Annotated in this window: 13 protein-coding genes; 6 read left to right on the forward strand and 7 right to left on the reverse strand. The window is 70.4% G+C overall.

Going from position 1 to position 13112, the window contains the following annotated elements; all coding sequences use genetic code 11:
* Positions 1–114: 114 nt before the first annotated feature.
* A complete protein-coding gene (locus AB0J80_RS01290) occupies positions 115–492 on the forward strand; it encodes a MarR family transcriptional regulator (RefSeq protein ID WP_364699027.1) in 378 nt (125 codons plus the stop codon).
* Positions 493–507: 15 nt separating this feature from the next.
* On the opposite strand, the gene AB0J80_RS01295 is transcribed toward AB0J80_RS01290, so the two are convergent.
* Entirely contained in the window at positions 508–2529 is a 2022-nt protein-coding gene (locus AB0J80_RS01295) for an ATP-dependent DNA helicase (RefSeq protein ID WP_364700132.1), read from the reverse strand.
* 164 nt (positions 2530–2693) lie between these two features.
* On the opposite strand from AB0J80_RS01295, the gene AB0J80_RS01300 reads away from it, so the two are divergent.
* Positions 2694–3200, forward strand: a complete 507-nt coding sequence (locus AB0J80_RS01300) for a DUF402 domain-containing protein (RefSeq protein WP_364699029.1) — start codon at positions 2694–2696, stop codon at positions 3198–3200.
* On the opposite strand, the gene sigJ is transcribed toward AB0J80_RS01300, so the two are convergent.
* Positions 3183–4079 (reverse strand): RNA polymerase sigma factor SigJ, encoded by an 897-nt coding sequence (gene sigJ / locus AB0J80_RS01305; RefSeq protein WP_364699031.1) that lies wholly within the window; start codon positions 4077–4079, stop codon positions 3183–3185. The two genes, AB0J80_RS01300 and sigJ, sit on opposite strands and share 18 nt — an antisense overlap.
* Positions 4080–4202: 123 nt before the next feature.
* Between sigJ and AB0J80_RS01310 the strand changes: the two genes are divergently transcribed.
* The 3 genes from AB0J80_RS01310 (at position 4203) to AB0J80_RS01320 (ending at position 6927) form a co-directional block, all read left to right on the forward strand.
* Positions 4203–5132, forward strand: a complete 930-nt coding sequence (locus tag AB0J80_RS01310) for a hypothetical protein (RefSeq protein ID WP_364699033.1) — start codon at positions 4203–4205, stop codon at positions 5130–5132.
* Positions 5133–5289: 157 nt separating this feature from the next.
* Complete coding sequence (locus AB0J80_RS01315) at positions 5290–5916, forward strand: DUF47 family protein (RefSeq protein WP_364699035.1); 627 nt, start codon at positions 5290–5292, stop codon at positions 5914–5916.
* A gap of 3 nt (positions 5917–5919) precedes the next feature.
* Positions 5920–6927 carry an inorganic phosphate transporter gene (locus AB0J80_RS01320; RefSeq protein ID WP_364699037.1) on the forward strand — a complete coding sequence of 336 codons (1008 nt, stop codon included), beginning with the start codon at positions 5920–5922 and terminating at the stop codon, positions 6925–6927.
* Between the two features lie 75 nt (positions 6928–7002).
* Here AB0J80_RS01320 and AB0J80_RS01325 read toward each other — a convergent pair whose 3' ends face one another.
* Positions 7003–7974 (reverse strand): Gfo/Idh/MocA family oxidoreductase, encoded by a 972-nt coding sequence (locus AB0J80_RS01325; protein ID WP_364699039.1) that lies wholly within the window; start codon positions 7972–7974, stop codon positions 7003–7005.
* A 62-nt stretch (positions 7975–8036) separates the two neighbouring features.
* Here AB0J80_RS01325 and AB0J80_RS01330 point away from each other — a divergent pair, with 62 nt between their 5' ends.
* Positions 8037–8804, forward strand: a complete 768-nt coding sequence (locus tag AB0J80_RS01330) for an NUDIX domain-containing protein (RefSeq protein WP_364700134.1) — start codon at positions 8037–8039, stop codon at positions 8802–8804.
* On the opposite strand, the gene pstB is transcribed toward AB0J80_RS01330, so the two are convergent.
* The 4 genes from pstB to pstS all read right to left on the reverse strand — a co-directional run bounded on the left by pstB (position 8801) and on the right by pstS (position 12986).
* Positions 8801–9577 carry a phosphate ABC transporter ATP-binding protein PstB gene (pstB, locus tag AB0J80_RS01335; RefSeq protein WP_364699041.1) on the reverse strand — a complete coding sequence of 259 codons (777 nt, stop codon included), beginning with the start codon at positions 9575–9577 and terminating at the stop codon, positions 8801–8803. The two genes, AB0J80_RS01330 and pstB, sit on opposite strands and share 4 nt — an antisense overlap.
* Before the next feature lie 12 nt (positions 9578–9589).
* Positions 9590–10678, reverse strand: coding sequence for a phosphate ABC transporter permease PstA (gene pstA, locus AB0J80_RS01340; RefSeq protein ID WP_364699043.1), 1089 nt, complete (start codon positions 10676–10678; stop codon positions 9590–9592).
* Positions 10679–10763: 85 nt separating this feature from the next.
* Positions 10764–11837 carry a phosphate ABC transporter permease subunit PstC gene (gene pstC, locus AB0J80_RS01345; protein ID WP_364699045.1) on the reverse strand — a complete coding sequence of 358 codons (1074 nt, stop codon included), beginning with the start codon at positions 11835–11837 and terminating at the stop codon, positions 10764–10766.
* Positions 11838–11891: 54 nt separating this feature from the next.
* Positions 11892–12986: a phosphate ABC transporter substrate-binding protein PstS gene (pstS, locus tag AB0J80_RS01350; protein WP_364699047.1), complete on the reverse strand. Its 1095-nt coding sequence runs from the start codon at positions 12984–12986 to the stop codon at positions 11892–11894.
* Positions 12987–13112 lie beyond the last annotated feature (126 nt).

Below are 13112 nucleotides of genomic sequence, written 5' to 3' on the forward strand. Positions count from 1 at the left end.
GATGTAAGCAAACTTGTATCAGGAACCTGTTATAGGTAGCTTGGTGTCATGTCCCGATCACCTCATGAAGTGGCGTTGGCGGTGAAACACTTGCAGCACCGCCACCACCGCGACTTGAGCGCTGCCCTTTCCCACCTCGGGGTCTCCCTGCCGCAGTGGGACACTCTGCGCCAGCTGCATGCACACCCCGGCGCGTCGCTGCACGATCTGGCGCAGCTCACGTTCCAGACCGACCAGGCGTTCGGGGCGCTGGCCACCCGCATGGTCGGCCGCGGCCTCATCGAACGTGTCCCGGCGGCCGGGCGCGCCATCCGCCACCGCATCACCGACCAGGGAGAAACAGTGCGGCGCGAGGGCGCGCGACGCGTTGCCGAGGTGGTCGCACGGTCGTTCGCCGGCCTCGACCCGGATGAGGTCGACCGACTCGGCGCACTGCTCGAGCTGGCATTGCGGCACCCGCCGGAAAGGCAGCCGGCCCCGTCCCGCGGCTGAGCCGAAGAAGACCGGTTACTGCTTGGCGAGGCGCTGCAGGGCGCCCAGTGCCACGTCCGGCCGGGTCGTGTACCAGAACGGCGGCAGGGACTTGCGGAGGAAAGCGCCGTAGCCGCGGGCCGTCTCCAGGCGCGAGTCGAGGACAGCGACCACCCCTTTGTCCCCCGTGGACCGGATCAGGCGGCCCACTCCCTGGGCGAGGCGTACGGCGGCGATCGGCACGCTGACCGAGGCGAAGCCGGATCCTCCCGTGGCGTCGACCGCGGCGGCGCGGGCGGCGGCCAGGGGCTCGTCGGGGCGGGGGAAGGGCAGGCGGTCGATCACCACGAGTTGGCAGGCGTCGCCGGGGACGTCCACGCCCTGCCACAGGGACATCACGCCGAAGAGGCAGCTCTCCTTCTGCTCCTTGAACTTGCGGACCAGGATCGGCAGCGTCTCCTCGCCCTGGAGCAGGATCGGCAGGGTGGTCCTGGCGCGCAGCAGCTCGGCCGCCTGGGTGGCCGCGCGGCGGGACGAGAACAGGCCGAGGGTGCGGCCGCCGAGTGCCTCCACCAGCTTCAGCAACTCCTCGCCTGCGGCGTCGGGCAGGCCGGACGCGGCGGGGCGGGGGAGGTGGGCGGCGACATAGAGGATGCCCTGCTTGGGGTAGTCGAACGGCGAGCCGACGTCGAGGGAGGTCCACCCGTCCCCGGACACCGGTGGCGCGTCGGGGGTCAGGCCGGACCCGGACCGCGCGGCCGGCACCGGACCGCCGGCCCGCGCCCCGGCGGAAACGGATCCGCCGGCCGATGGAACAGCGTCGGCGGAAGAGCCGGCAGGCGAGGTGCCGGAGGTGGAAGAGCCAGGCAGGCCCAGCGACCGCGCCACGGTGTCGAAGCGGCCGCCGAGCGTCAGCGTCGCCGAGGTGGCCACCACCGTGCGTTCGTCGTACAGGTTGGAAGCGAGCGTGCCCGCCACCGACAGCGGGGCGACGACCACCGCGCGGCGGCCGTTGCCCAGGTCGTTCTTCTCCACCCAGGCGACGTCGAAGTCGGACTCCTCCAGGAGGCGTTGGGTAGTCGACGACACGTCGTCGAGGGTCGCCTTGGCCTGTTGCTTGCGGACCGGGTCGGGGTCGTCCGCCTTGATGTCGCCGATGGCTTCGAGGGCTCCTCGGGTGGCCGCGTCGATGAGGAGCAGGGCCTGGTGCAGCAGCGGGGGCAGGCCGGTGGTGAGCCGGCCCGCGGGGATGTCGGCCAGGCCCACCGTGAGGGAGTCGGCCGCTGTGGCGAGGGACTCCGCCGTGGCCGGTGGGATGAGCGGGCGGGCACGTTTCGCGGCGCGTTCCACCGCCTCGGGGGTGAGCTCCGCCTGCGCGGCCGAGGAGACGCGGTCGGCGAGCTCGTGGGCCTCGTCGACGATCAGGAGCTTGTGGGGCGGGACGATGTTGCGTTCGGCGAGCATGTCGACCGCGAGGAGGCTGTGGTTGGTGACCACGATGTCCGCCTCCCGGGCCCGGGCCCGGGAGGCTTCGGCGAAGCACTCCGCGCCGTACGGGCAGCGGGCGGCTCCTACGCAGTCGCGGGCGGGCATGGACACCTGCCGCCACGCCGTGTCGTCGACGCCGGGGTCGAGCTCGTCGCGGTCGCCGGTCTTCGTCTTCTCGGCCCACTCCTGGACCCGGAGGATCTGCTTGCCGAGCCGGCCCGCCTCGCCCAGCCACTGGGTGGCCCGGGGCGGTGCGTCGTCGAAGAGGGTGTCGGTGGGCTCCTCCTCGTCGGCGTGTTCGAGCTTCGCCACGCAGAGGTAGTGGTGCCGGCCCTTGAGGACGGCGAAGGTGGGGCGGCGGCCCAGGACCGGCTCGACCGCTTCGGCGAGGCGGGGCAGGTCGTGCTCGACGAGCTGGTTCTGCAGGGCGAGGGTCGCCGTGGAGACCACCACCGGGCCGTCGACCAGCAGGGCCGGGGTCAGGTAGGCGAGGCTCTTGCCGGTGCCCGTGCCGGCCTGGACCAGGAGGTGTTCGCGCTGCTTGATGGCCCTTTCGATCGCCGTCGCCATCTGCTCCTGGCCGGGGCGGGTGGCGCCTCCGGGGACCGCGCCGACCGCGGCGGCGAGCAGGTCCTTGGCGGCGGCGGCCTTGCGGCGGGACTTGGCGGGGGCAGTCACGTCGAAGACCGTACCCGCCACCACCGACGAAACCGGCGCACCGTTAGGGTCTTGTCATGCCGAGCGAGATGGTCCGGGTGGTCTACACCAAGTACGACGGCTCGGCTCATCGCGACTATCCCGCCCGCCGGCTCAACGAGGATGACCTGGGCGTCTGGGTCGGAGTGACGCGCGGCACGGCGTCCGTCTACCACGGCCAGCCGTCCGTCGAGCAGATCCCGTTCGTGCTCCTGATTCCGCACAGTGCGTGGTGGACCGGCATGTTCAACCCGCCGCCGCGCACGAGCGAGGTCTACTGCGACATCACGACGCCGGCGCGCTGGGACGGCGACACCGTCCACATCATCGACCTCGACCTCGACGTCTCCCGCCGGCGGGACTCGGGGCTCGTCGAGCTGCGCGACGAGGACGAGTTCGAGGAGCACCGGGCCGCGTTCGGCTACCCGGAGGACGTGGTGGCCGAGGCGCATGCGGCGGCCCGGCACCTGGTGGGGGCGCTCGGGGACGGCACCGAGCCGTTCGCTTCCGCGTACAAGAAATGGCTGTCAGCGGTCACCGACTGAGCCGAGCTTCGCGGGGTTGAGCTGGTTGTAGAGGGCGGTGACGCGCCCGTCGGCGACCGCGACCGCCAGCACGGACAGCAGCTCGCGCCCGTCGGGGTAGCGGCCGGCCACGAGGATGCCCGCGTCGCCGTTGACCAGCACCGGTTCCACCGACACGGATTCCGCCTCGCGCTGGAGGCGGCGCAGGACGCCGGCCCAGAAGCGCGCCACCTTCTCGGCGCCGAAGATCGGGTTGCGGCCCGCGCTCACCACGCCGCCGCCGTCGCCGATCGTGACGACGTCCGGGGCGAGCACCGCCGCGAGCGCGTGCAGGTCGCCGCTGGACGCCGCGGTCAGGAAGGCCTCGAGGACCTTGCGTTGTTCCGTGCGGTCGGCGGTGTTGCGGGCCTGGCCGTCGGCGATGGCCTTGCGGCCGCGGGAGGCGTGCTGCCGGGCCGCCGCCACGCTGGTGTGGAGCACCTCCGCAACCTCCTCGAACGGCACCGCGAAGGCGTCGTGCAGGACCACGGCGACGCGCTGCTCGGGGGTGAGCTTCTCGAGCACCACCAGCAGCGCGAGGCTGACCTCCTGCCGCTGGGTGACGCGTTCGGCGGGGTCGTCGAGGCGGGACACCACCGGTTCCGGCAGCCACTGGCCGGGGTAGGCCTCGCGGCGTACGCGGGCGGACTTGAGCACGTCGAGGCAGATCCGTCCGGTGATCGTGGTCAGCCAGCCACGCAGGTCCCGGATGTCCTCGCCGGCCTCGCGGGCGCGGTGGTAGCGCAGCCACGCCTCCTGCACGGCGTCCTCGGCCTCGGCGCGGCTGCCGAGCATCCGGTACGCGACCGACAGCAGGTGCGGGCGTTCGATCTCGAACTCGTCGACGACCAGAGACGGCATGGAGGAATTCTGCGCGACATTGCCCGGTCCCCGGTGTCACATGTGACACAGTGGTGAACGCTATAGGGGCATTTGGCCCGATTTGGGTACGGGGGAGACGGGGGTAGGACGGTGGCGGACGACATGGCGACGCTCCTGGGCGGCCTGGCCGGGCTCGCCGGAGCCACCGGTGTGACGACCCTCGGCATCGCGGTGGCCCGGCGGCCCCGCCCGTACCTGCCGGCCGGGCATGCGCTGGTCGGCGAGGAGGCGCTGGACCCGCTGCCCGACGTGCTGCGGCGCGGGTTCGCCGGTCTCACCGTCCCGGTCCGGCCCGGTCCGCACGGTGAGCTCTACCTGGGGCCGGGGGCTCCGCGTCCCGGGCGTACGCTGCGCCGGCTCGTGCTCGGCCCGCTGTTCTCCCGCGCGCACGCCCGTGGTGGGCGGCTGTGCCGGGATCAGCGGGTGCCGTTCCGGCTGGTCGTCGAGTTCACCGGCCCGGTACGCGACGCCGAGGCGCTGCTGCGGGCGTACCGGATGCTCGACCAGCAGTTGCGCGACCACGCCCCGCTGCTGAGCCGGTGCATCGACGGCGAGTTGCACGCGGGCGCCGTCACCGTGTCGATCGCGGGCATCGTCGACGCGCGCGACCTGCTGGCGACCCAGCGGGAGCGGTACGCGTTCGCCGACGGCTCCTTCGACGACATCGGCTCGGCGTCGGCCCCGCCCGACCTGGTGCCGATGATCAGCGAGCAGTGGACCCGGCGCTTCGGCTGGGACGGCTGCGAGCCCATCCCGGCCGAGGAGCGGCACCTGCTGCACGCGATGGTGCGCTCGGCGCACGAGGACGGGCGGACGCTGCGGATCTCCGGGCTGCCTTCGGGTCCGCGCAAGGCGCGGCAGGCGGTGTGGACCGAGCTGGGGGAGGCGGGGGTGGACGTCATCGCCGACGCCGACCATGCGGGGCTCGTCCGGCATCTGCGGCGCCACCCGGTGCGCCGGACCCTGCCGCCGCCCCCGATGCGCCGGCCGTCGCCGACGCCGCGGCGTACCGACCTGGCCCAGACGGTCTGAAAGATCCACATAAGCGACCGTTCCAGGTTAACGCCGAGTGAACGCGCCCTGAACTGCTGCTGAGCAGGGGTAGGCGGGCTCCGCAACGGGAGAGGTGTTACCTAGCATTCCCCGGGAATCCGCCAGACCCGTCCACCCGTCGATCGAGGTTCGCGCCGTGAAGTTCTCCTTCCGCCCCACCGAGGGCGCCTTCTACGAGCTGTTCTCCCGAGCCGCTCAGAACCTCGTCCGGGGCACGGAGCTGCTCAACGAGCTGGCCCTTCCGGGGGTTGACGTGCAGTCCGTCAGCGACCGGCTGACCGACGTCGAGCACGACAGCGACGAGATCACCCACACGCTGTACAAGAAGATCAACTCGACCTTCATCACGCCGTTCGACCGCGAGGACATCTACTCGCTGGGCTCGCTGCTCGACGACGTGATGGACCACCTGGAGGCGGTCGGCAACCTGCTCTACCTGTACGGGCTGACCGAGCTGCCCTCGCTGCCCCGGGAGATGCACGAGCTGGTCAACGTCCTCGACCAGCAGGCCAAGATCACGGCCGAGGCGATGCCGAAGCTGAAGACCATGAAGGGTCTCGAGGAGTACTGGATCGAGATCAACCGGCTGGAGAACGACGGCGACCGGGCCTACCGGATGCTGCTCGTGCGGCTGTTCTCGGGCGAGTACGACGCCCTGACCGTTCTCAAGATGAAGGAGGTCGCCGACGAGCTCGAAGCCGCCTGCGACGCCTTCGAGCACGTGGCCAACACGGTCGAGACCATCACGGTCAAGGAGTCCTAGGCCTTGTCCGCGGAACTCATAGCGGTCCTCGCGGTGATCATCGCCGCGATGGCCTTCGACTACACCAACGGCTTCCACGACGCGGCGAACGCCATCGCCACCAGCGTCAGCACCCGGGCCCTCACCCCGCGTGTGGCCCTGGCGATGGCCGCGGTCGGCAACTTCGTCGGCACCCACTTCGGCGCCGGCGTCGCCAAGACGGTCGGTGACGGCCTGGTCAAACTGCCGGTCGGCATCCCGAGCCTCGGGGTGGTCTTCGCGGGCGTGGTGGGCGCGATCGCCTGGAACCTGATCACCTGGTACTTCGGCCTGCCGTCGTCCTCGTCGCATGCGCTGTTCGGTGGTCTGGTCGGCGCGACGCTCTTCGCCAGCGACGGCACGATCGAGTGGGGCACCATCCTCGAGAAGGTCATCATCCCGATGGTGGCCTCGCCGTTCGTCGGCTTCCTGCTGGGCTTCGCCGTCATGGTCGCGATCATGTGGTCGTTCCGGCGGGGCCAGCCGGGCAAGCTCAACCGCGGCTTCCGCGTCGCCCAGACCATCTCGGCGGCCTTCATGTCCGTCGGCCACGGCATGCAGGACGCGGCCAAGACGATGGGCATCATCGTGCTCGCGCTCTACACCGGCGGCTTCCAGGACAGCGCCACGGAGATCCCGTGGTGGGTGTTCTGGACCTCGGCAGCGGTGCTCGCGGCCGGCACGTACGCGGGCGGCTGGCGCATCATCCGCACCCTGGGCCGGAAGATCATCGACCTGGGCCCGGCGGAGGGCTTCGCGGCCGAGATGGTGGCCAGCTCGGTGCTGTTCTTCAACGCCCTCGTGCTGAAGGCCCCGATCTCGACCACCCACACGATCACCTCCGCGATCATGGGCGTGGGCGCGACCAAGCGGCTCTCCGCGGTTCGCTGGAACGTGGCCGGCAACATCGTCATCGCCTGGGTCACGACGTTCCCGGCGGCGGCGGGCATCGCCTGCATCGTCTACTTCTGCGTACGGCCGCTGTTCGGCTGACCAGCCCTGCTCGAGAAGCCCCGCTCTCCCTGTGGCGAGCGGGGCTTGTCATGTCCGGGCTGGAGATCGACAGGCCTACGCGTAGGCAACGCCGATCTCTGCCCGGATCCCGTCCAGCAGTTCCATGATCTCGAGGGTGGTCGCCTGCGGGACCAGGGGGCTCTCGGTCAGCCCCTCGGCGAGGCAGCGCTGCACCTCGATCGCCTCGAACTGGTAGCCCTGGCCCTCGACCGGGAAGTCGAAGGTCTCCGATTTTCCGTCGCTGTGCAGCACGAAGGAGTGCGGCACGTAGAAGCCCTCCGGCAGGTCGATCCGTCCCCGCGTCCCGGTGATCGTCGCCGCGTTGCGCGAGGCTCCCGAGATGCTGCAGGTCAGGGCGGCGACCGCGCCGGAGTCGTACCCGAACAGCAGGCCGGTGGTCTCGTCGACGCCTTCCGGGGTGAGGTGGGCCCAGCTCCGTACGGCCGCCGGGGCACCGAGGATCAGGTGCGCCAGGTGGATCGGGTAGACGCCGAGGTCGAGCAGGGCGCCGCCGCCCAGGGCCGGGTTGCGCAGCCGATGGGTCGGCTCGAACGGGCCCTGGAGCCCCAGGTCCGCGTGGACCGAGACCACGTCGCCGATGACGCCGTCGCGGATCACCTCCTGGAGCTTGCGGACGGCCGGGTTGCAGCGCATCCACATGGCCTCCATGAGGAACAATCCACGCTCGCGCGCCTCCTGGAAGAGCTCGGCCGAGGTGGCCCGGTCCAGGGTGAGCGGCTTCTCGCAGAGCACCGCCTTGCCGCCCGCCAGGCACGCCATCGTCGCGGCGTGGTGCTGGGCGTGCGGCGTCGCCACGTAGATCACGTCGACGCCGGGGTCGGCTGCCAGCTCCGCCCAGGTGCCGTGCGATCGGGCCGCGCCGTGCCGCTCACCGAAGGCCGTCGCCGCCTCGGGGGTGCGGGAGCCGACCGCGGCCAGCTCGGCGCCGGGCACGAGCTGGAGGTCGGATGCGAAAGTGGCGGCGATGCCGCCGGTGCCCAGGATGCCCCAGCGCGTGGTCGTCATGGTCGCCACCGTAACGCCACGGCAGGCCCCCGATGGGGGAGGATCGGGTTGTGAGCCGTGTGATGCCGTTGCCCCCCGCCCTCGCCGCGAAGGCCCGCGAGTTCCGGGGCGTCCCGGCCGAGCCTCGCGCTGCGGCCACCGTCGTGCTGCTCGACCCCGAAACCCTTGACGTGTACGTCCTGAGGCGCGCCGCCACCATGGTCTTCGGTGGTGTGCACGCGTTCCCGGGTGGCCGCGTCGACCCCGACGACCGCCCCGAGACGATCCGGCGGGACTGGTCCGAGAAGCTCGGTGTCCCGGATGAGCAAGCGAGAGCCGTCGTGGGCGCTGCGGCCCGGGAGCTGTTCGAGGAGGCGGGGGTGCTGCTCGCCGGCCCGATCGACCAGGCGGACCGCACGGTGGGCGACGTGAGCAGCGCCGACTGGGAGGCGGATCGCCGGGCGGTCGCGGGTCGGGAGCTCAGCATGACCGACCTGCTGGCCCGGCGCGGGCTGCGCTTGCGCGACGATCTGCTGCTGCCGTGGTCGCGGTGGGTGACGCCGGAGTTCGAGCCGAAGCGGTTCGACACGTGGTTCTTCGTGGCCCTTCTTCCCGACGGGCAGGCGGCGCGTGACGTGTCCGGGGAGGCTGACGCGACCACCTGGATCAGCCCGGCGGCCGCCGACGGCCTGGTCATGCTGCCGCCGACGCGGGTGACACTGGACGAGCTGTGCCCGTACCGGAAGGTGGAGGATCTCGTGGCAGCGAGCGGGCAGCGAAACGCCGCCGTGCCGGTCATGCCCGAGATCGAGCTGACCGGCGACGGCGGCGCGATGATCAGGATTCCCTAGCCGAACCGGCCGGTGATGTAGTCCTCGGTCTTCTTCTCGCTCGGGTTGCTGAAGATCTTCTGGGTGTCGGCGTACTCGATGAGGCGGCCCGGCTCGCCGGTCTTGTCGATCGAGAAGAAGCCGGTCTTGTCGCTGACCCGGGCGGCCTGCTGCATGTTGTGCGTGACGATGATGATCGTGAAGCGGTCCTTCAGCTTGAACATCAGGTCCTCGATCGCCAGCGTCGAGATCGGGTCGAGCGCCGAGCAGGGCTCGTCCATGAGCACGACCTGCGGCTCGACCGCGATGGTACGGGCGATGCACAGCCGCTGCTGCTGACCGCCGGACAGGCCCGCGCCGGGACGGTTGAGCCGGTCCTTGACCTCGTCCCAGAGGTTCGCGGACTTCAGCGACTTCTCGGCCGCCTCGTCCAGCAGGGACTTCTTCTTGACGCCGTTGAGCTTGAGGCCGGCGACGACGTTCTCGTAGATGGACATCGTCGGGAACGGGTTCGGGCGCTGGAAGACCATGCCGATCATGCGGCGGACGGCGGTGACGTCCACGTCCTCGTCGTAGATGTTCTGGTCGTCGATGGTGAGCCGGCCCTCGATGCGGGCGCCGGGCAGCACCTCGTGCATGCGGTTGATGGACCGCAGGAACGTCGACTTGCCGCAGCCGGACGGACCGATCAGGGCGGTGATCGTCTTCGGCTCGACGGTCATCGAGATGTTGTCGATCGCCTTGAACGAGCCGTAGTAGGACGAGACGTTGCTCGCCTCGATGCGCTTGGCCATGGGGGACACCTCTTACCTGGAGGACAGTCGGTTGCGGCGGGCGAGCAGCTTCGCTGCGATGGTCAGGAGCAGGACCAGGGCGACGAGCGTCAGTGCCGCCGTCCAGGCGCGGGCCGGTGCGTACTTCGAGGCGTCGCCGGCCTGCTGGTAGACGAAGAGCGACAGCGACGACTGGTTTCCGCCGAACGGGTCCATGTTGATCGCCGCGGCGCCGCCCGCGACCAGGAGCACCGGCGCGGTCTCGCCGGCCGCGCGGGCCACGGCGAGCATGATGCCGGTGACGATGCCGGGCAGCGCGGTGGGGAGCACGACCTTCAGGATCGTCTTCCACCGCGGTACTCCCAGCGCGTACGCACCCTCGCGCAGCGGCCCCGGCACGAGCCGGAGCATCTCCTCGGTGGACCGCACGATCGTGGGAAGCATCAGCACTGTCAGCGCCAGCGAGGCGGCGAAGCCGGAGAAGCGCGGCGTGCCGTTGTTGAACCACGGGCTGACGATGAGCACCCAGAACGCCAGCACGAAAAGGCCGGCGACGATCGACGGGATGCCGGTCATGACGTCGACGAAGAAGCGGACCGTCAGGGCGAACCGGCCGCGGCCGTACTCGACCAGGTAGATCGCGCCGAGCACGCCCAGCGGCACCGCCATCAGCGTGGCGAGGCCGACCTGCTCCAGCGTCCCGATGATCGCGTGGTACGCGCCGCCGTTGGGATCGCGCGCCCCGATGTTGTTCATCGACGTGCCGAAGAAGTCGGCGTCCAGCCGGGCGGCGCCCTTGGAGACGAGCGTCCACACCACCGAGGCGAGCGGCAGGATGGCCAGCACGCAGGCGACGTAGATCGCCGCGCGCCACATGCGGTTGCGCGCGGAACGCTTGCCCTCGATCCGGCTCGCCCCGAAGGCGAGGCCGACCAGGTAGAGGACGACGCCGAGGACGACGACCAGCACCCAGTTGCCGATGCCGAGGCCGTACACGACCGCCGCGGACAGCAGCAGGGCCACGACCGCGATGCCGAGGTCGGCGGCGACCGGCAGCTTCCGCGACCGGATGTGGTCCGGCGTCATGACGACGCCCGGGGTTTCTCTTTCCAGAAGGCTCATTCTGCACTCACCTGGGACATGCCCTCCTGGCCCTCGCTGTCCAGGCCGTCGTGGAATCGCGCTTTGCGAAGCTCGGTGCAGTCGGTCATGCCGCGCTGTCCCGGAACTCGCGGCGGCGGTAGATGATCGCCCGCGCGGCCATGTTGACCACCAGGGTGATGGCGAAGAGCACCAGACCGGAGGCGATCAGCGCGCCGCGGCCGGTGGGAGTCGCCTCGCCGAAGGTGTTGGCGATGTTGGCGGCGATCGAGTTGCCGCCGCTCTGGACGATGTTGAAGGAGATCGTGAAGGTGGTGCCGAGGGTCAGCGCCAGGGCGATGGTCTCGCCCAGCGCGCGGCCCAGGCCCAGCATCACCGCGGCGATGACACCGGGCTTGCCGTACGGCAGCACCGCGGTGCGGATCATCTCCCACTTGGTGGCGCCGAGGGCGAGTGCCGCCTCCTCGTTCATGCCGGGGGTCTGCTGGAAGACCTCGCGCGACAGCGAGGTGACGATGGGCAGCACCATGATCGCGAGCACCAGCGAGCCCAGCAGGATGGAGCGGCCGAACGGGCCGTCCCCACCGAAGATCGGCAGCCGGCCGAAGTACTCGTTCAGCCAGGCCGAGAGGTCCGCGACCGGCTGGGAGAAGACGTCGCGGCCCCAGAGACCGAACACCACACTGGGTACGGCGGCGAGCAGGTCGATGATGAACCCGAGCGGTGTCGCCAGCCGCTTGGGTGCGTAGTGCGACAGGAACAACGCGATGCCCAGCGCGATCGGCACCGCGACCAGCAGCGCGATGACGGACGTCAGCAGGGTGCCGAACGCCAGCGCGGCGATGCCGAACCGGGGCGGGTTCTCGTTCGGGAACCACTCCTTGGAGAAGAGGAAGTTCTCGCTGTCGGCGTCGAGGGCCGGAACCGCCTTGCTGATCAGGAAGATGGCGATGGCGATGATGATGACGAGCACCATCGCGCCGGCGGCCGTGCTGAGGCCCCGGAACCCGGACTCCATGGAGAACCGGGCCTTGGTGGGCAGGGCACCTCCGCCACCCAGCGGTGGGCGGTCATCGGGAGGGATCGGCGATACGCCGTTGCCGGCGGACCCGATGTGACGTGCTGTCACACCCGGGCCGCCGGCGCTGGGGCTCGCCGAGCGGGACGGATAGTCACCCATTCGCTCGCTCGCTGTCGTCTAGTCGGGGGGTTGGTGCGCTGCGGTGCCGGTAGTTCAGGAGATCTTGGCGACCGACGCCTCGACCTTGCTGCGGACCGACTCGGGCAGCGGGGCGTAGCCCAGCTCGCTGAGCGCGGACTGGCCGCCGGTGCTCGAGGTGTAGCTCAGGAAGCCCTTGATGGCCGCGGCCTTGGGGCTGCCCTTGCTGCAGGCGATCTCGTAGGTGACCAGGACGATCGGGTAGGCGCCCGCCTCCTTGGTGGCGTAGTCGATGTCGAGCTTGAGGTCGTCGCCGGTGCCGGCGATCTTGGCGCCCGCGATGGTCTTGCCGGCGCTCTCGCCGGTCAGCTCGACGTACTCACCCGCGCCGTTCTTGATCTTCGCCTTCTTCAGGTCGCTGTTCTCGGCGAAGGAGAGCTCGACGTACGAGATGGTGCCCTTGGTGCTCTTGACCAGCGAGGCCACGCCGTCGGACTTGTTGGCGCCGGTGCCGCCCGGGGCCTTCCAGGCCTTGGCGTTGCCGAACGTCCACTCGGCCTCGGCGGTCTTGCTGAGGTACTTGGTGAAGTTGTCGGTGGTGCCCGACTCGTCCGAGCGGTGCACGGCCTGGATGGCGGTGTCCGGCAGCTTGACGCCGCTGTTCTCGGCGGCGATGGCCGCGTCGTTCCACTTGGTGATCTTGCTGCTGAAGATCTTGGCGAGGGTCGGGGCCGACAGCTGCAGGTCGTCCACGCCGTCGACGTTGTAGACGACCGCGATCGGGCCGGTCACCATCGGCAGGTTGAGCGCCTGGCCGCCCTGGCACTTGGCGTCGGCCTGCGGCTGCTCCTCGGGCTTGAGGGCGGAGTCCGAGCCGGCGAAGTCGGCGGTGCCGGCGATGAACGCCTGGATGCCCGCGCCGGAGCCGGTGCCCTCGTAGCCGATCTTGGTGTCGGCACCGCACTGGCCCTGGTACGTCTTGATCCACTCGTCCATCGCGTTCTTCTGCGCGGAGGAACCCTGGGCCGTCAGCTGGCCCGCGGCGCAGTTGCCCTTGGCGGCGGAGGCGGCCGCGCCGGAGGGCGTGTCGGTGTTGTCAGAGCCGCACGCGGACAGAGCGAGCGCGGTCGTCAAGGCAATGCCGGCAACGTAGTACCGCTGGAGCTTCACGGTTTTCCCTTCGAACGGAACGGGCCGAGGTCTCATCGGCACACCCGGAAAGCTAGGAGCGCCAGGTGACCGGCTTCCCGGGCCTAAATGAACGAAGGGTGAACGGTTCGGCCCTTGTTCGTTGCC

The organism is Actinoplanes sp. NPDC049548 (assembly GCF_040676695.1).
In the GTDB taxonomy this organism is placed as follows: Bacteria; Actinomycetota; Actinomycetes; order Mycobacteriales; family Micromonosporaceae; genus Actinoplanes.